This window comes from Flavitalea sp. (genome assembly GCF_035489435.1).
In the GTDB taxonomy this organism is placed as follows: Bacteria; Bacteroidota; Bacteroidia; order Chitinophagales; family Chitinophagaceae; genus DATHKG01.
The window spans coordinates 18,489-35,638 of record NZ_DATHKG010000138.1; the positions used below are offsets into that span (position 1 = coordinate 18,489).

Here is a 17,150-nt window from a genome sequence, read left to right on the forward strand (position 1 = left end):
AGCCCTCATACTGCTTTTAACTTTTTCCAGGGATTGTGATAATTCTTATTATATCAAAATATTACCTTGCATTTTGTCAATTAGAGAGGGTATAATTATTAAAAGAGGAATCATAACTCGTTCTGCGACAATAACTAACCAGCAATATGAGAGATCTCTGCATTCGCAGTATCCATTAAATTTCACTCAACGCCGGAAAATCGAAAAATGTAGGATCGACAGCAAGAAGAATAATACTCAAACAAAACGCTCTACATATTTACCCACCACCGGCAAATTTACCAGTTCACGCCTCTCAACTTTAAGAATCAACCAGCTAAACAATCCCAAAAAGATAAAACTGGTGCCATAGTAGATCCAATGATAGTAGCCTGCATTGCGATCCAATGAACGAATGATCAGCTCATGTATAATGTATAGCAGCGCACAAATCACTAAGTAAGTTGTCAGTTTTTTTGTTGGATAGGGGATGGGATAATATTTCTGTCCCTGCTTATAACTCACAACCATCATAAATGCATAACAGATAAATGTGGCCCAGGCAGCACCCATATAACGATAATTGGGTATCAAAATGAATAGCAGGACAATAGTGATGACCGCCCCGCCAATGGTCACATAAGCACCAATCATATTTTTATTTGTCAGTTTATACCAGACCGACAAGTTATAATAGATGCCAAGGAAAATGCTTGCCATAGCCAGTATCGGAACGATATTTATACCCTGGGCATATGAAGGATGTTTGGAAGCAATAAGGAATTTCCACACGTCTAAAAACAAACTGATCACAAGAAACATAAAACAACAGGCGATCACAAAAAATTTCATCACCCTTGCATATGTTCTTTGTGCACCCTCGTTTTTCGACTGGTTAAAAAAGAAAGGCTCTGCAGCCATACGAAACACCTGTATAAAAATGGTGATCAGTATAGCCAGTTTATAGTTCGCACCAAAAACACCAAGTTCAAACTCTTCGCGTGCGGGGTCATCGTGCAGGATCTTCTGGTAAACCGCACGGCTTAACATCTCATTGATCATTCCTCCCGTACCGACGATCAGCAGGGGATAGGAATACTTCATAACCTCCCGCCACAACTTCTTATCAAATTCAAACCTGAAATCAGCAAATTCTTTCCATAACGCCAATAAGGTTGCACCACTTGCAATTACATTGGCCAAAATAAAATAACCGACGCCAACCTTAGGATCAAAAAAACTTCCGAGAAAAGATCGTTGATCGGCTTCATATGCCGGTTTTGCGATATAGTAGAAAAATAAAACGAGGGAGATGTTAAGTATGATGCCAAAAAAGTTGATGAATGCATATTTCTTTGGTCGCTCTTCCAATCTTAATTTAGCCATTGGTATAACAATCAGTGTGTCAAAGAAAACAATCCATAACATCCATGTTACGAACGCAGGATGTTTTTCCATCTCCAGAAAACTGACCAATGAATCTTTGAACAAAAACAGTAGCAGGGTTAAGAGAATGGTTGAAACAATAATTGAAACATTGAGTGTGTTGTAGAGTTTCCTTCTATCATGCGTTTGTGCAAAACGGAAATAGCTCGTTTCAAGCCCATATGTAAACAAAATGGATAAAAATGGAATCACCGCAAAAATCTGGGTATAAAAAGATGAAGCGCCGGGGTCATAAAGTCGGAAACCCAACAGGCTGATACCGAAATTTAGAAATCTCCCGAAAATCCTTGGAACACCGTACCACAAAGTCTGGCCAGCAAGTTTTTTTATTCCGCTCAAAAAATTCTTTTTATTAGTAAGGGCTCAAAATTAAGGAAAAGGAAATTGGTTATGGCTGGCCAAATTGGTAATCTCATGGCTGCGCAAAACGTTTATCATTGAGAAACACAGAGTCTGTGAGTGTGCCAAGAAACTGGACCAGGTAATAGCGGTCATTAAATGATAAGCTGATCCCATTTGCTAAAGAAGGATCAAGTGTCGGGCTTTTCTTCACACCTGTACTATAATGATCAAGCATCTGGCCTATTGATCCAAAACGCCCATCATGTCCATATGGATAAGTGAGAAAAACGTTTCGCAGACTTGGAACCTTGAATTTTAATGAATCCTGCGATCTGTTTGTGATACGCATTCTTCCCAGGTCCCTGAGTGTTGAATTTAGAGGTAAGCCGGTATTCCGGTAACTGAAATCGGTGAACATCGGTTCGGTATGACATGAAACGCATTTAGCTTTAAATATATCATAACCCGCCTGCTCATTAGAATTAAACACTGCCTGTCCGCGTTTCATCTTATCATATTTCGAATTCGAAGAAACCATCATTCCCATAAACTGTGTGAGTGAAAGCAACATACGCTGGCTGGTAATCTCACCATCCCCAAATGCAGCAGCAAACATCCGGCGATACTCTGCGTCTTCCTTCAACTTAGCCACGACACTATTTATGTCTTCAGCCATTTCATTGGTAGCAGTAATCGGCGCCAGCGGTTGTACTTCAAGGTTGTTGATACCGCCGTCCCAATGCAGCTGTTTCTGCCAAACCAGGTTAAATAAACCTGGCGCATTCCGGGTTGTGAACTGGTTATTGAAACCGTGACTGAGATCATGATCAAGTGTGGCAAAGCCGGCAAACTGCTGGTGACAGGAAGCACAGGGAAAGTTGCCGTCTTTCGACAGCCTGCCATCGTAAAATAATTTCTTACCCAGGTCAAAACCTTCCTGGGTTAATGGGTTAGTACTGAAATCATAAACCGGTGCGGGAAAACCATCGGGAACTTTGAATGATAACGGTGTGGTGTATGCGCCGCTGTCCCCGTTTTTTTTACAGGCATTGACCAATATGGCCAGAAAGAAAAAAGCGATAGTTATTAATATAGTCCAGCGGGTTGTCAAGGCTCATTCACAATATCCACAACAGTAAACATTTTCCGGTAATTTTCCGCAATTTGTACGGCCAGCGTTCCGGGGGTCATACAAGTTGGGTTGGCGCTTATCATGATATCATGTGGATTATAAAACCAGGCATTTACATTAGCTGATATGGACATATCCGTTGTTTTACCCGGTTTCAGATCAATCTCCGTGGTAAATGGAAAAAGCAGTGTCACTTTTTCAACGACATTTTCGCCTGTCTTAAAACCGCCGATATGATATTCAAAGGCATTATTGGGGGTGGAAGCTAAAGGTGAATTTCCTTCCAGTTTTGCCATAATATAGCCGGTGTTCCAGGTCCAGAACATGCCCTTTCCGGGATCAAGGGCATCCGTCTGGGCGCCGCTTACATTGCGGGCACTGTCAACCCCAAGCGTGAAGGCAATGCGGTTATATTTATAAGGTTGAACACCAATCTTGATTTGGGTGGAAGCTGAATCGGCAAAATTTACCAGATAATATTTGTCTTTCGGAATTTCGAAAACCTTTCCTGAATCCGTATTAATCATCTGGATAGCATGTATATAAAACTTGAATGCGCTCACCTTATATGGCTCATTAAACACGTTTCGGTATTCGGTGCCAAATAAGAGATCAGCTGTGTCAACGATAGCCCTGAAATCGATCACGAGGTTATGATCTTTCTCCTGCGCGCGGTCAAACTTGAGTTGTTTCTGGCAGGACCCAAGAAAAATCATTAGACCAGTGCAGAATACCACGAGTTTGATTTTGGCAGAATTCATAATGTTAGCAGGTTGCATAAGGTGGATGATTGTTTCAATTAGTTCCAGGTCCTGCTTATTGTAAGATGGTTAGTCCCTGGTTATTCAGTCAAAATTATTCCGGATCTTCTGCCTGTTTTGTTTATGAACAGCATCCTTTTTTTTCGATTCCAGTCGTTTTTGTTTGGCTGCCTTTGATGGTTTTGTTGCCAGCCTGGGCTTCTTTTTCGTGAGTGCATGCTCAACCAGGTTCGCCATCTTTTTCACCACTTCTTCCTTATTCGCTAACTGAGAACGATGAACCTGGCTTTTAAGTTGCAAAAAGCCCTCCGAATTTATTTTGTTGGTCAGCTTCCTGCCAAGAATTTCTTTTTGTTCCTCATTGAGAACCATGGAATTAGCAATATGAAACGATCCCGAAACCATGGTTTCGACTTTATTTACATTCTGCCCTCCTGCACCTCCGCTCCGGGCAGTTGTAAACCTGATCTCTTTCGAAATATCTACCTTCATTCTCTAAAGGTAAAAAATTCGGCTTTGGCAAGTTGGGCTGTTACGGAAATAAAACGGGCCTTATAAACCAACGTCCCGCTGACCTGGGACTACGCAGTCAGATACTTAGGTTGCGTTCCGGCTTGTGTCGTGCACTGTGCACGGCATCTGACAAATGAAAAATAAAAATAAACGGATGAAAGTGGTTATTCAACGGGTATCAAGGGCTGCGGTGACTATAGATAATAGTATACGAGGTTCGATCAATAAAGGTTTGTTGGTCCTGGTAGGAATTGAGGATATTGACAACGAGGAAGATGTATGCTGGCTCTCCGGCAAAATTGTAAACCTCCGGATCTTTGAAGATTCAGGCGGTGTGATGAATCTCTCCCTGAAAGATTGCGATGGAGAACTGCTTCTAGTGAGCCAGTTCACCTTACACGCCTCTACCAAAAAAGGAAATCGACCCTCTTATATAAAGGCGTCGAAACCGCCGGTTGCCGTGCCTCTTTATGAGTTGATGATCCGCGCAATCGAAAAAGAACTCGGTAAATCCATTGCCACTGGCGTTTTCGGGGCAGATATGAAAGTGGAACTGATCAATGATGGGCCGGTGACTATCGTGATTGATTCGAAAAACAAGGAATAATCGACCATTATTAAAGTTTTCACTATGAAATTAATCCTGAACGCTGGCTCTGCTAACTTTCAGAACAGTGATAAACCACAACTGCATCCAAAATTAAAATCAATGTAAATTTCAAGTCAATCCTGCCGAATAAACTATCAGCATATGTCAGCAACCGTAACAGATATTACTTTAAGAGAAGCCCAGGAATCGGTGGATCAGTGGATCAGGACAGTGGGTGTCCGCTATTTTTCTGAACTCACAAATCTTGGCATCCTGGTGGAAGAGGTTGGTGAACTTTCCCGGCTGATGGTGAGGAAATATGGTGACCAATCGTTTAAAGCTTCAGATGGTGGAAAAGATATGGCAGACGAGATAGCCGATGTGCTTTGGGTACTCATCTGTCTCGCCAACCAGACAGGTGTTGATCTTACCGATGCACTCGAAAAAAATATTCAAAAGAAGAATGCCCGGGATGCCGAAAGACATCTTAACAACGATAAGTTGAAGTAAGTTTTCAAATGCTTCATCTTATCTTTGCCGCCATTATGTCGACAGATTCAAATAAGTTCCAGGCAATTATATCGCACTGCAAAGAGTACGGCTTCATATTCCAATCGAGTGAAATTTACGACGGGCTTAGTGCAGTCTATGATTATGGGCAGTGGGGTTCTGAGCTCAAAAAAAACATAAAAGATCATTGGTGGAAAAGCATGACCCAGATGCATCAGAACATCGTGGGCATTGATGCCGCTATTTTCATGCATCCCACCGTTTGGAAGGCCAGCGGCCATGTTGACAATTTCAGCGATCCTATGATCGACAACAAAGACAGCCAGAAAAGATACCGGGTTGATCACCTGATCGAGGCAGCTGCCGAAAAACTTGAAGACGAAGGCAAGCCAGAAGAAGCGCAATCTTTACTCGCCGAAATGGATGTCCTTATCGCGGCTGATGATTTTGAAGGTCTCAAAAAACTGATAGAAACCCACAACATAAAATGTGGTGTCAGCGGAACTGCTAACTGGACTGAAGTGCGCCAGTTTAACCTGATGTTTTCAACTTCCGTAGGATCCGTGGCCGAAGATGCCAGTGAAATTTACCTGAGACCTGAAACCGCCCAGGGCATATTTGTAAACTTCCTGAACGTACAGAAAACAGGCCGTATGAAGATACCTTTTGGTATCGCCCAGATTGGAAAAGCTTTCCGTAATGAGATTGTAGCACGGCAATTTATATTCAGGATGCGTGAATTTGAGCAGATGGAAATGCAGTTTTTCATACGACCCGGCACCGAAGGGAAATGGTATGAATATTGGAAAGTTCAACGTATGCAGTGGCACCTTGAGCTTGGAATCCCAAAAGAAAAATACCGTTTCCATGACCATGTGAAACTGGCTCATTATGCCAAGGCAGCCTGTGATATCGAGTATGAGTTCCCGATCGGATTTAAGGAGGTTGAGGGAATTCATTCCCGTGGCGATTTTGACCTGAAAAATCACCAGGAGTTCAGCAAAAAGAAAATGCAATACTTCGATACAGAAATCAACCAGAACTATATTCCTTATGTAATTGAAACTTCAATCGGTCTCGACCGCACGGTTTTGCTTATCCTAAGTGAAGCTTATTATGAAGAAGATCTTAGCACAGCTGAGAAACCGGATAGCCGGGTTGTGCTGAGATTCCCTCCCAGGCTGGCTCCTATAAAGCTGGCTATTTTTCCTTTGACCAAAAAAGACGGGTTACCAGAAATCGCCCAGGGAATATTTGACAAATGTAAATCCCATTTTCGCTGTTTTTATGAGGAAAAGGACGCGATTGGAAAACGTTACCGCCGGATGGATGCCCTTGGCACACCTTTTTGTATAACTGTAGATCACCAGTCTAAGGAAGATGGCACAGTAACCATCAGGTACCGGGATTCTATGAAGCAGGAGCGGATCCAGGCAAATATGGTGGCGGAAATAATCCGAAACCAGGTTTCCCGGGTAATTTATTAAACCGGCCGATCTGGCAGGTAAAAAAGTCCGTAACTATGAATTACAAGCTTTAATTATTAGCTTAGCTTATGGTCAGCCAACCCGGACCTAATCCCTTACCGATGAGAAACCTAAAACGAAATCGCGCTAATTATGCTTGCAATTCAATTGAATATCAACGCCTTGTTGCTTGTCGCTATAGTAACAACTGCTGTTTTTCTGGGTTTTATTTTTAGAAGCCGGCAGATTGTCTCCCTTCGGAAAAAGGTGATCGAACTCGAAAATGAAATGCTTTCGAATCACTCTGAAATCCTTGATCTTCAACGTGATAACGCTTCCCTGGAGCAGCAAATGAAGCAATTGCATATACCCGTGATCAGTATGAAAACTTCAAGAGAAGATAAATCTTCTGATACTCACGAAATCTCTCCCAAGGTTCCACCAAGAAAGGATAATCTTAAAAATTCAGGGTTTTAATAGAACGGTCTTTATCCGTATAATTCCTGGTGAATCGATTTCCGATCGTAACCCATCGCCGTGATTCTTTGTTTTGCTTCATCAATCATATTTTTCCATCCGCATAAAAAGAAGGAGGCTGGTGTGCCATTCGCTTGTTTACAGATCTCCTCATAAACCTGGTGAACATAACCAATTCGGATCAGGTGATCATAGTTAACAGGCTCTTCCCTTGAATAAGTAGGTAAGTACTGGAAACTAGGCATCTCCCTGGCGAGTTCTTTTAATTCCTTTCCATATAAAGCGTCACCAAATTTCCGGCAACCAAAAATCAGGTAGATTGTTTTATGCGGAATATTATGATTCAGGATATGATGGGCCATGGCACGGAAAGGTGCTACCCCTGTTCCGGTACAAATAAAGAACAGATCCTTCTCGATTGCTTCAGGTAACACAAAAACACCCTGGGGTCCCCGCAGCGTTAATTCTGAACCCACTGAAATTTCGTTAAAAAGATAATTCGTTCCCAATCCCCCTTCCAGCAAGACAATGATCAATTCAAAAACATTGGTTCCGTCTGGCCAGGAAGCGATCGAATAACTTCGCCAGCGCTTGTTGGGTTTTTCGTGAATAGGAAGATCCAGGGTAACAAACTGGCCCGGTTTAAAATCGAAGTTTTCGAGCTCGGGAACCTCGATCCAGAATCGCCTGGTGCTCGGTGTTTCTTCGGTTATTTTGATAACCTTTCCAATTCGCCATGGCTGTAGCATGTGTTAGCTTTTTCTAAATGTACTAAAAGAGAGATATATATGACTCAATAAATCCTTCATCTCACCAAGTATCAGTAACTTTGCGCCGCAATATGAATTTGCAAACTTTGCTCGATGGATATAAAAACAGCCCCCGCCTTTTTGAACTGGCGGACAGGTTGTCCTATGAGCAACCTGAACATATACATCTAAAAAACCTACAGGGTAGCTCCCCCGCATTCGTAATAAATGGAGTATTTCAACACCCGAAATCGTCCTCACTTAATCATGTTGTGATTTGTGAAGATGCGGAATATGCGGCCTACCTCCACAATACGCTGGAGAACCTGACAAACGCACTGGATCTTTTTTACTTTCCTTCTTCTTTCAAAAATCGCAAAAATTTCCGTTTGCTCAATAGCAGTCATGTGATGTTGAGAGCAGAAACGCTGATGAAATGGAGCGGTGGCGGCAACAAAAAGATCATCATCACATATCCCGAAGCCATCTTCGAAAAAGTGATTTTACCGAATGTTCTTTCTGGTAATATTATACAGATCAAAACCAACCAGAACCTCGATATCGATGGTATGATTGAAAAGCTTGTGAACTATGGGTTTGAAAGGACTGATTTTGTTTATGAACCCGGACAGTTTGCTTTAAGAGGTGGCATATTCGATATCTATTCTTTTGGGAACGAAAAACCTTACCGGCTTGAACTATTTGGTAATGATGTTGATTCAATCCGGATCTTTGATCCTGAAACCCAGCTTAGTGAACGCAAGCTGTTACAGGTAAATATAATCCCCAATATAGAAACACAGTTCGAGGACCAGGATAAAGTTTCGCTTTTCGACTTCTTACCTGCTAATACTGTAATCTGGATGCAGGATTGGGAACTCACCCGCGACCGCATCATCACCCAGGAGGAAGACCTGCAACTATTTCTTGAGCTCCGCGATTCGGGTAGTTATGGAAAAAAGGAAGAGGAAGACAAAATTGAAAAGATAGAAGTTAAGCCTGAAGATTTTGTAACGGCACAACTGGTTGAAGACAAATTGCTCGAAAGGCAGTTGCTAAGCTTTGGTCCGAAACCATCGGTTTTTGGAGGTAATAAAGATTTTGCTATTATAGAATTTCAAACTCGTATTCAACCAGCCTTTAACCGCCAGTTTGATATGCTTATTGCCGATTTGAAAAGCTGGATGGCAAAAAATTATACGCTTTATCTTTTTGCCGAGAACCCAAAGCAGCTGGAAAGACTTCACAGTATATTTGAGGATCTGCGGGCGGAAATTCAGTTTATACCAATCCCGGTTTCGGTACACGAAGGTTTTATTGATGAAAGCATCAAAGCTGTTTGTTATACAGATCACCAGATATTTCAACGTTATCACAAATACAAGGTTAAGCAGGCTTATAATAAAAATAAGGCACTTACCCTCCGGACCCTGCGCGAACTGCAGCCGGGAGATTATGTGACGCATATTGATCATGGTGTTGGACGTTACAGTGGCTTACAAAAGATTGAAGCAAATGGCAGAATCCAGGAAGCGGTAAGAATCATTTATAAGGATAGTGATATCCTTTATGTGAACATCAATTCACTCCATAAGATCTCAAAGTATACCGGTAAGGAAGGAACGATACCAAAAGTAAATAAACTTGGTAGCGATACCTGGTCAAAACTTAAGGAAAAAACCAAGATCAAGGTTAAAGAGATTGCATTTGATCTGATCAAGCTTTATGCTCAGAGAAAGGCTCAGCAAGGTTTTGCACATGCTCCTGATAATTACATGCAAACTGAACTGGAAGCTTCTTTTATATATGAGGATACACCAGACCAGGCAAAAGCTACGGCCGATGTGAAAAAAGATATGGAGTCTCCATCCCCGATGGACAGGCTTGTTTGCGGTGATGTTGGTTTTGGTAAAACTGAAATCGCCATCCGGGCAGCATTTAAAACCTGCCTTGATGGTAAACAGGCGGCTGTGCTTGTTCCCACAACCATCCTGGCTTTCCAGCATTATAAAACACTAAAGGATCGTTTGAAAGATTTTCCGGTAACGGTTGATTATATTAATCGTTTCAAATCTTCCAAAGAAAAGAAAGAGGTGCTTCAGCGTTTACAGGAAGGAAAGATTGATATCATAATCGGAACCCATGGATTGCTGGGTAAAGAAGTGAAGTTCAAAGACCTTGGGCTGCTGGTAATTGATGAAGAACAGAAGTTTGGTGTGGCGCATAAAGAAAAGATCAAGACGCTGCGGACAAATGTGGACTGCCTTACCCTAACGGCAACGCCTATCCCAAGAACGCTACAGTTCAGCCTTATGGGAGCGAGGGATCTGAGTATAATGAACACACCTCCGCCGAACAGGCAGGCGATTCAAACAGAAGTGGTTGTATTTAATGAAGATACGATCCGGGATGCCATCTATTATGAAACTGAACGTGGCGGCCAGGTGTTTTTTATTCATAACCGGGTTCTTGGTCTTGCGGAAATGGCCGCGCTCATCCAGGGCCTTTGTCCTGATGTGAGCATCGGATTTGCACATGGTCAGCTCGAAGGTCATGAGCTGGAAGAACGAATCCTTGATTTTATTGATAAGAAATATGACGTGCTGGTTTGTACAAACATCGTGGAAGCGGGGTCGATATTCCGAATGTAAATACCATCATCGTCAACAATGCGCATCATTTTGGTTTGAGTGATCTGCACCAGTTGCGTGGACGTGTTGGACGCAGCAATAAGAAAGCTTTCTGTTATCTGATGGCTCCGCCGATGAGTTCGTTGCCAAATGATTCAAGAAAACGTTTGCAAACGCTCGAGCAGCACAGTGAATTAGGAAGCGGTTTCCAGATAGCGATGCGCGATCTGGACATTCGTGGTGCGGGTAATATGCTGGGTGGTGAACAAAGCGGTTTCATGGCCGAGATTGGTTTTGAGATGTACCAGAAGATTCTTGATGAAGCGATCCGCGAATTAAAGCGAACCGAGTTTAAGGGACTGTTTAAGGAAGAAATTACAAAGCAGGATGATTTTGTGCAGGATTGTACTGTTGATACTGACCTGGAAATACTTATACCCGATAGTTATGTTGAGTCTGTGACTGAAAGACTCACTTTGTATACAAGACTTGATAACTGTGAAAACGAGGAAGAACTGCAGGCATTTGCGACAGAGCTTGCAGACAGGTTTGGACCTTTGCCAAAGCAGGTCATTGATTTATTTGATACTGTCCGGTCAAGGCGGGTGGCAGTTAATCTCGGTTTTGAAAAGATGTTGCTGAAAGATGAGCAGCTGAGATGTTATTTTATCAATAAGGCTGATTCCCCTTATTTTGAATCTGATACTTTCCAAAGTATACTAACATATCTGCAGACCCAAACCAACAAAGCAAAATTGAAGCAGGTTGGTAAGCTCTTTTTGCTGGTAGTTGAAGATGTAAAAAGTATGCAGCAGCTCCTGGGTTTTCTGCAGCGTATGCTAAACTTTGCCAATAAAGAGGAAGTGGTTTAGCGCTTTAATAAAGATTCATGTTTCTGAAACAAATATTTGCATCAGTTCTCAAACTGTTTTTCAAAATCAACGTTTTTGAGCATCATTTTTTTGGTGTGCACAAACGATTGATAAAACCATTAAATCTTTTTGAGGGGGTTACCAAAACCATAAGATTCAAAAATGTTCTTGTTCTTGATCTGGATATTAAAGACTGGATACCCCAACAACTTTATTTCCTGGGGAAATATGAAGAAAAGGAATTAAAATTTTTAGAGAGCTCCCTCCGTCCCGGCGATGTATTTGTTGATATCGGGGCTAATATCGGATTGTTCTCTTTGGTAGCTTCCGGCCTTGTAAAAGAGGCGGGTAAAATTTATGCCTTCGAGCCGTTTTCATCGAACTATACCAGGCTTGCAAGTCACATCTCCCAGAATGGCATCACAAATATTGTTGCAGAAAAACTAGCTATATCATCCGGCGAATCATCGATTTCATTAAGCGACAGTAGTGATGGATTAAATACCGGAATGATCAGTGAGTTCGGTTCCGGGGGAGAAATATCTGAAACAGTTTCGGCTACTACTCTGGATAGCTATAAAAGTCTTCACATAAATCAACCAATAAGATTTGTAAAGATGGACATCGAAGGTGGAGAATACAACGCGTTACGGGGAATGCAGGAAATATTAACCAATGACCGGCCACTGCTGTTAATCGAATTAGATGATCGTTTACTGGTTAAAGCAGGTACGTCGGCGAAAGCGATTGAAGAATGGCTCACCAGGTTTAACTACGTAAAAGGGTATTTGGATAACAATGGCAAAATGATTGAGATAAAGTCAAGAGGCGATGAATCGTTTAATTGCGTTTTCGTGCCGTTGGCAGCGTATCCATTTACCATTAGTTCGTAAGCTGTTTAGGTGGGTGGGCCTATCCGTCTGCTGTCTCTATCAGCTCATTTCGGGTGGTCGCTTCGCGTTTCCTCTCTTCGACCTGAGCCAGCTTACAAGAATCAATACAAAGGAAAGCAAGGGTATCGCATAAAAAATGCTTGCCCATTTGAAGGTGTCGTTTACGGATTTTTCCGCTTCGGCGATTACTGTTTTTCTTTCCGCAACTGATGGTTGCAGGCTGGGATCATATATCGTGGCAATATCATAAAAAGGCAGTGCTTGAATATATAACTTGTCCTTTACCGTCAGATCGGCAAAGTCGAGGATGAGTCTGCCGGTAACTTTATCAGGCGCTTTGATCGCTCCGGCGCGATGCAGAAGAGTATTAGCCAGGGCGTTTCGTAATGAGTCAAGGTTTGCCGGGAATTGATAAAGCTTGTTTTCGGTGAAGAGGCGAAAGCTGTCCGCCCCAAGGTTCATGATTTTCGGAAAGCCGGCTTCGCTTCCGTTATCAATTACGCTACGCGCAACATGGAACGAAGTATAGCCTTCAGGTCTAAGCTGAAGGTATAGGTTTATCACAGCTTTTGCAGAATCCTGCTGACCAGTAAGGCTAAACGCCAATGAAAGATTACCCTGTACAAATTCTTCAGCAGGATAATATTTGGCCATTACCTGCAATAATGAAACCGCTGAAGCTTTATCCGATGATAACCTGAAGTTAAGCCATAAAAGATCGTTGATTAATCTGAAAGAAGGCCTGGGAAGCAGGGTGTCTAGTGCTGATGGCATTGTGTTTTTACCATTAGCGAAAACCGGATCTGCATTAATAAGCACAGCAGCCAGTGAGTCACGGTAAAGTCGTTCAGCTTCATCTGATTGCGGCTGGCTGAGCATTTGAAGACGCCCAAGGAAAAGTCTTATTCCCTGTTCAGCTGAATCGGGTTTGATCAATATCGACCTGTAATATTCCTGGCCGTTAACGACAAATGAAATGAGGGATAAACAACATACAGCAAAAAAAGTAAAAAGACGCATCAGAACGGAATTAATCTAACCAGTGATTTTTGTACTGGTCATAACCTGCAAACTTATAACCTGCAAACTTAATATAGAATATTGAGGCATTGAAAATATCAGTAACTTAATAAAAAACTCCCCCCATGGCGTACGAAAACACAACATTCCTGGGTACTGAAGATTTACCCCCGGTTGCTCCAACAAGTGATGATCGCACCTTTGCGGTGTTATCGCATCTGCTTACCGTGGTGCCCGGCGTAGGCATCCTGGGACCTTTGATCATCTATCTTATTAAAAACAAGGAATCGCAGTTCGTCGCCATTCATGCGAAGGAATCGCTGAACTTTCAGATTACCATCCTCATCCTTTATTTTATTTCAATTCTACTGATTATACTGCTGATCGGGTTTCTTTTGCTTTGGCTGATAGGCATCGTAAACGTGATCCTTGCCATAGTCGCCGCTCTTCGCGCCAGCGAAGGCAAGCTTTACAAATACCCGTTTAATATCCGCTTGATAAAATAAAGTGGCGTAGGGGAGTGGTGAGTGGTGGTGAGTTAGTGGTGAATGATGGAGTTATGAGTTGCATTTTCACTAAAAAATTCAAATATTTCACAACTCACTCATAACTCATAATTCATAATTCATAATTATGCTAACGTGTCTTCGTCGGAGGAGATAAGCGACTTTTCCATTGAATTATGCTGGATAGTCACTTCTTCAAACATTTCCCCGACCACCTCGTAACCGAGCTTTTCGTAAAAGCCAACGGCAGTGACGCGGGCGTGCATGGTGAGTTTTTTATAGCCAAGATCACGGGCGATATTTTCGGCAAACTGCATTAAAGCCCGGCCGATACCCTTACCCTGGAGGTTGTTAAGTACAGCCATTTGTCTTAATCTCACCGTTGAGCCACCTGATTTGACAAGCATGCAACAACCAAGCATCTTTTCGTCTTCAAATGCTGCGATAAGGATCTCATCCTTTTCATTTGCCAGCTCTTCCGGTGTAAAAGATAGACCAAGCGGCTTGCGCAGGATGTCGTTTCTTAACTGGACCATCTGCTGATATTCCGGGGAGCCGTGATCAATAATTTTAAGCGCCATGAATTAAAGGGATTTTGAGAGCGTGTCAGTCGCAATATAAGGATTTAGGTCGTATCAAATTTATTTTGAAACTTTAAAAGAAAATTACCGCTCTATAGATGAGAGGCTTATCTTAGCGCAAATTTTACAACTTATAATTAATAACCACCTATTTCTTGTGGTTAACTCAAAAATTATATTTTTGCAGCCGTAACTAAACTTTACTAAAATGTCAGACATCGCAACACGAGTTAAAAAGATCATTGTTGATAAACTAGGTGTAGAAGAAGCAGAAGTTACCCATGAGGCTTCCTTTACAAATGATTTAGGTGCAGATTCATTGGACACCGTTGAATTAATCATGGAATTTGAGAAGGAATTCAATATTTCCATCCCTGATGAGCAAGCTGAAACTATTACTACTGTAGGTCAGGCTGTTGCGTACTTAGATGAACATGCTAAGTAACTAACTGATTGACTTCAGATGCAATACCCTTAAGATCCGCCTTTCTGTAGCCTGAATGTGCTGCGAAGGCGGATTTGTTACTAAATCTATATCAGCACAGCTATATGATGTTAAAAAGAGTAGTTGTAACAGGTATTGGTGCTCTTACACCAATCGGTAATAATTTACAGGATTATTGGAAAAATCTCGTTGAGGGGGTTTCAGGAGCCGATAATATTACTCTTTTCGACGCATCAAAATTCAAAACACGATTTGCCTGCGAATTAAAGGGTTTTGACCCGCTCAACTTTCTCGAAAAGAAAGAAGCGCGTAAAATCGACCGGTTTACTCAAACTGGTCTGGCTGTTAGTGATGAAGCGGTAAAAGACGCTGGTATTTCTGGCGATGATATTGATAAAGACCGTGTTGGCGTTATTTTCGCTAGTGGAATCGGTGGAATCCTGACTTTCCAGGAAGAAGTTATCAATTATGGTAAAGGCGATGGAACACCCCGTTTCAACCCCTTCTTCATTCCCAAAATGATACTTGATATCGCGGCCGGGCAGATATCCATGCGTCATGGATTTCGCGGACCGAACTTCGCTGTTGTCAGTGCATGTGCATCTTCCACAAACGGGATCATGGAATCTTTTAACCTGATCAGGCTGGGCCAGGCCGACATCATCCTGAGCGGCGGGTCCGAAAGTGTAATCAGTGAGTCCGGAGTTGGCGGGTTTAATGCGATGAAGGCACTCAGTGAACGCAACGACGATCCTAAAACTGCAAGCCGGCCTTATGATAAAGACAGGGACGGCTTTGTAATGGGAGAAGGCGCCGGGTTACTGATACTGGAGGAGCTGGATCATGCACTTGCCCGTGGAGCCAAAATCTATTGTGAAATTGCCGGTTGCGGAGCTACAGCCGATGCACATCATATTACTGCTCCCCATCCCCAGGGACTCGGAGCCAAAAATGTTATGTTCGCAGCTTTACGCGATGCCGGCATGAAACCCGAAGACATTGACTATATCAATACCCATGGAACTTCTACACCGCTTGGCGATCTTGCCGAAATCAAAGCCATCATGGATGTTTTTGGTGAACATGCCTTTAAGATCAATATAAGTTCAACAAAATCCATGACCGGGCACTGCCTTGGTGCCGCGGGTGTAGTGGAAGCTATCGCATGTATCATGAGTGTTGTGGATGATATGGTTCCCCCAACCATTAACCACTTTGCCAATGATCCCGAACTTGATCCAAAACTCAATTTCACTTTTGAGAAAGCGCAGAAACGCACCGTTAGGGCCGCACTCAGTAATACCTTTGGATTTGGCGGTCATAATGCATGTGTAATAGTGAAAAAATATGTTCCCTGATTTTAAATAAATTGAACCCCGGATGCAGGCATAATCATTGAAAGTTTGTGCTCTGACATGCAGGTTTTTTTTGTAACTTTCGTTAGCATGCAAATATTTTTGACCTGATGAAAAAACAAACGCCTTGACTTTAGTCCGCATTCTCAACAGATTCAGAGGTAACGATAACAATGTTTCTTTTAAAAAAAGTCTAAGGAACGTATTAGGATTTACTCCGGGCAAAGTTGCCCTATATAAGGCTGCACTTACCCACAGGTCGGTCAGGGATACAGCCGATGAAAATAATGAAAGGCTCGAGTATCTTGGCGATGCAATTCTCAGTGGTATCGTTGCTGACTTTCTTTTTAAAAAATACCCGTATAAAGAAGAAGGGTTTCTCACGGAGATGAGAAGCAAGATGGTGAATCGTAATAAGCTAAACGAGATCGCCATCAAGATGGGCATTAAGAAAGTTACTTTCTTTAATAAATTTGACAACTCTCTCAAGATGAGCCAGATCTTTGGCAATACGCTGGAAGCATTGGTGGGTGCCGTTTACCTGGACAAAGGTTTTGACAAAACAAAAAAATGGGTTCTTGAAGTGATCATCATTCCACACCTGTTTATGGAAGATCTTGAAAATCTCGAGATCAATAATAAGAACAAGCTATATGGCTGGGCGAATAAAAACGGAAAAAACCTTGAATTCGAAACGCTGGATGAAAAGATAGAAGGGGGACGCCGGCTTTTTACGATCGGTGCAATGGTTGATGGAGTTTGTCTTGCAGAAGGAAAAGCGTATAATAAAAAAGACGCAAGCCAGATTGCTTCTTCTATTGCCATTACAAAACTTGGACTCAACAAAGTGACTGAAGAGAATTATGAATGACGTGAAGAGAATT

General features: G+C 42.2%; 17 protein-coding genes and 1 pseudogene. 11 read left to right on the top strand and 7 right to left on the bottom strand.

Annotated features, from left to right (window positions below; genetic code table 11):
- Positions 1-237: 237 nt before the first annotated feature.
- The 4 genes and pseudogenes from VK664_RS21810 to arfB all read right to left on the bottom strand — a co-directional run.
- Complete coding sequence (locus VK664_RS21810) at positions 238-1,764, bottom strand: lipopolysaccharide biosynthesis protein (RefSeq protein WP_461400824.1); 1,527 nt, start codon at positions 1,762-1,764, stop codon at positions 238-240.
- Between the two features lie 73 nt (positions 1,765-1,837).
- Positions 1,838-2,878 (bottom strand): cytochrome-c peroxidase, encoded by a 1,041-nt coding sequence (locus tag VK664_RS21815; protein WP_461400825.1) that lies wholly within the window; start codon positions 2,876-2,878, stop codon positions 1,838-1,840.
- A complete protein-coding gene (locus tag VK664_RS21820) occupies positions 2,875-3,660 on the bottom strand; it encodes an MbnP family protein (RefSeq protein ID WP_461400826.1) in 786 nt (261 codons plus the stop codon). The genes VK664_RS21815 and VK664_RS21820 overlap by 4 nt, the downstream gene beginning before the upstream one ends.
- Before the next feature lie 84 nt (positions 3,661-3,744).
- Positions 3,745-4,131 (bottom strand): annotated as a pseudogene (arfB, locus tag VK664_RS21825) (alternative ribosome rescue aminoacyl-tRNA hydrolase ArfB); the annotation flags it as partial.
- A gap of 196 nt (positions 4,132-4,327) precedes the next feature.
- On the opposite strand from arfB, the gene dtd reads away from it, so the two are divergent.
- From dtd to VK664_RS21845, 4 genes are all read left to right on the top strand, one after another.
- Entirely contained in the window at positions 4,328-4,780 is a 453-nt protein-coding gene (gene dtd, locus VK664_RS21830; protein WP_461400827.1) for a D-aminoacyl-tRNA deacylase, read from the top strand.
- A gap of 144 nt (positions 4,781-4,924) precedes the next feature.
- Positions 4,925-5,272, top strand: coding sequence for a nucleotide pyrophosphohydrolase (locus tag VK664_RS21835; RefSeq protein WP_461400828.1), 348 nt, complete (start codon positions 4,925-4,927; stop codon positions 5,270-5,272).
- Positions 5,273-5,280: 8 nt separating this feature from the next.
- Positions 5,281-6,759 (top strand): glycine--tRNA ligase, encoded by a 1,479-nt coding sequence (locus VK664_RS21840; RefSeq protein ID WP_461400829.1) that lies wholly within the window; start codon positions 5,281-5,283, stop codon positions 6,757-6,759.
- A 132-nt stretch (positions 6,760-6,891) separates the two neighbouring features.
- On the top strand, positions 6,892-7,215 hold the full coding sequence (locus VK664_RS21845; protein WP_461400830.1) for a hypothetical protein: 324 nt from the start codon (positions 6,892-6,894) through the stop codon (positions 7,213-7,215).
- A gap of 11 nt (positions 7,216-7,226) precedes the next feature.
- Here VK664_RS21845 and VK664_RS21850 read toward each other — a convergent pair whose 3' ends face one another.
- A complete protein-coding gene (locus VK664_RS21850) occupies positions 7,227-7,964 on the bottom strand; it encodes a ferredoxin--NADP reductase (protein WP_461400831.1) in 738 nt (245 codons plus the stop codon).
- A 92-nt stretch (positions 7,965-8,056) separates the two neighbouring features.
- On the opposite strand from VK664_RS21850, the gene VK664_RS21855 reads away from it, so the two are divergent.
- The 3 genes from VK664_RS21855 to VK664_RS21865 are packed head-to-tail and all read left to right on the top strand — an operon-like array spanning position 8,057 to position 12,359.
- Positions 8,057-10,615, top strand: a complete 2,559-nt coding sequence (locus VK664_RS21855; protein ID WP_461400832.1) for a DEAD/DEAH box helicase — start codon at positions 8,057-8,059, stop codon at positions 10,613-10,615.
- Positions 10,573-11,466, top strand: coding sequence for a TRCF domain-containing protein (locus VK664_RS21860; RefSeq protein ID WP_461400833.1), 894 nt, complete (start codon positions 10,573-10,575; stop codon positions 11,464-11,466). The genes VK664_RS21855 and VK664_RS21860 overlap by 43 nt, the downstream gene beginning before the upstream one ends.
- A 17-nt stretch (positions 11,467-11,483) precedes the next feature.
- Positions 11,484-12,359: an FkbM family methyltransferase gene (locus VK664_RS21865; RefSeq protein ID WP_461400834.1), complete on the top strand. Its 876-nt coding sequence runs from the start codon at positions 11,484-11,486 to the stop codon at positions 12,357-12,359.
- A 39-nt stretch (positions 12,360-12,398) separates the two neighbouring features.
- On the opposite strand, the gene VK664_RS21870 is transcribed toward VK664_RS21865, so the two are convergent.
- On the bottom strand, positions 12,399-13,379 hold the full coding sequence (locus tag VK664_RS21870; RefSeq protein ID WP_461400835.1) for a hypothetical protein: 981 nt from the start codon (positions 13,377-13,379) through the stop codon (positions 12,399-12,401).
- 125 nt (positions 13,380-13,504) lie between these two features.
- Between VK664_RS21870 and VK664_RS21875 the strand changes: the two genes are divergently transcribed.
- On the top strand, positions 13,505-13,885 hold the full coding sequence (locus VK664_RS21875; protein WP_461400836.1) for a DUF4870 domain-containing protein: 381 nt from the start codon (positions 13,505-13,507) through the stop codon (positions 13,883-13,885).
- 125 nt (positions 13,886-14,010) lie between these two features.
- On the opposite strand, the gene VK664_RS21880 is transcribed toward VK664_RS21875, so the two are convergent.
- The gene (locus VK664_RS21880) at positions 14,011-14,466 is read right to left on the bottom strand and encodes a GNAT family N-acetyltransferase (protein ID WP_461400837.1); all 456 of its coding nucleotides are present in this window, start codon (positions 14,464-14,466) and stop codon (positions 14,011-14,013) included.
- A 208-nt stretch (positions 14,467-14,674) separates the two neighbouring features.
- On the opposite strand from VK664_RS21880, the gene VK664_RS21885 reads away from it, so the two are divergent.
- The 3 genes from VK664_RS21885 (at position 14,675) to VK664_RS21895 (ending at position 17,137) form a co-directional block, all read left to right on the top strand.
- Entirely contained in the window at positions 14,675-14,911 is a 237-nt protein-coding gene (locus tag VK664_RS21885) for an acyl carrier protein (RefSeq protein WP_461400838.1), read from the top strand.
- Between the two features lie 104 nt (positions 14,912-15,015).
- Positions 15,016-16,269: a beta-ketoacyl-ACP synthase II gene (gene fabF, locus VK664_RS21890; protein ID WP_461400839.1), complete on the top strand. Its 1,254-nt coding sequence runs from the start codon at positions 15,016-15,018 to the stop codon at positions 16,267-16,269.
- Positions 16,270-16,393: 124 nt separating this feature from the next.
- Entirely contained in the window at positions 16,394-17,137 is a 744-nt protein-coding gene (locus VK664_RS21895) for a ribonuclease III family protein (protein WP_461400840.1), read from the top strand.
- Positions 17,138-17,150 lie beyond the last annotated feature (13 nt).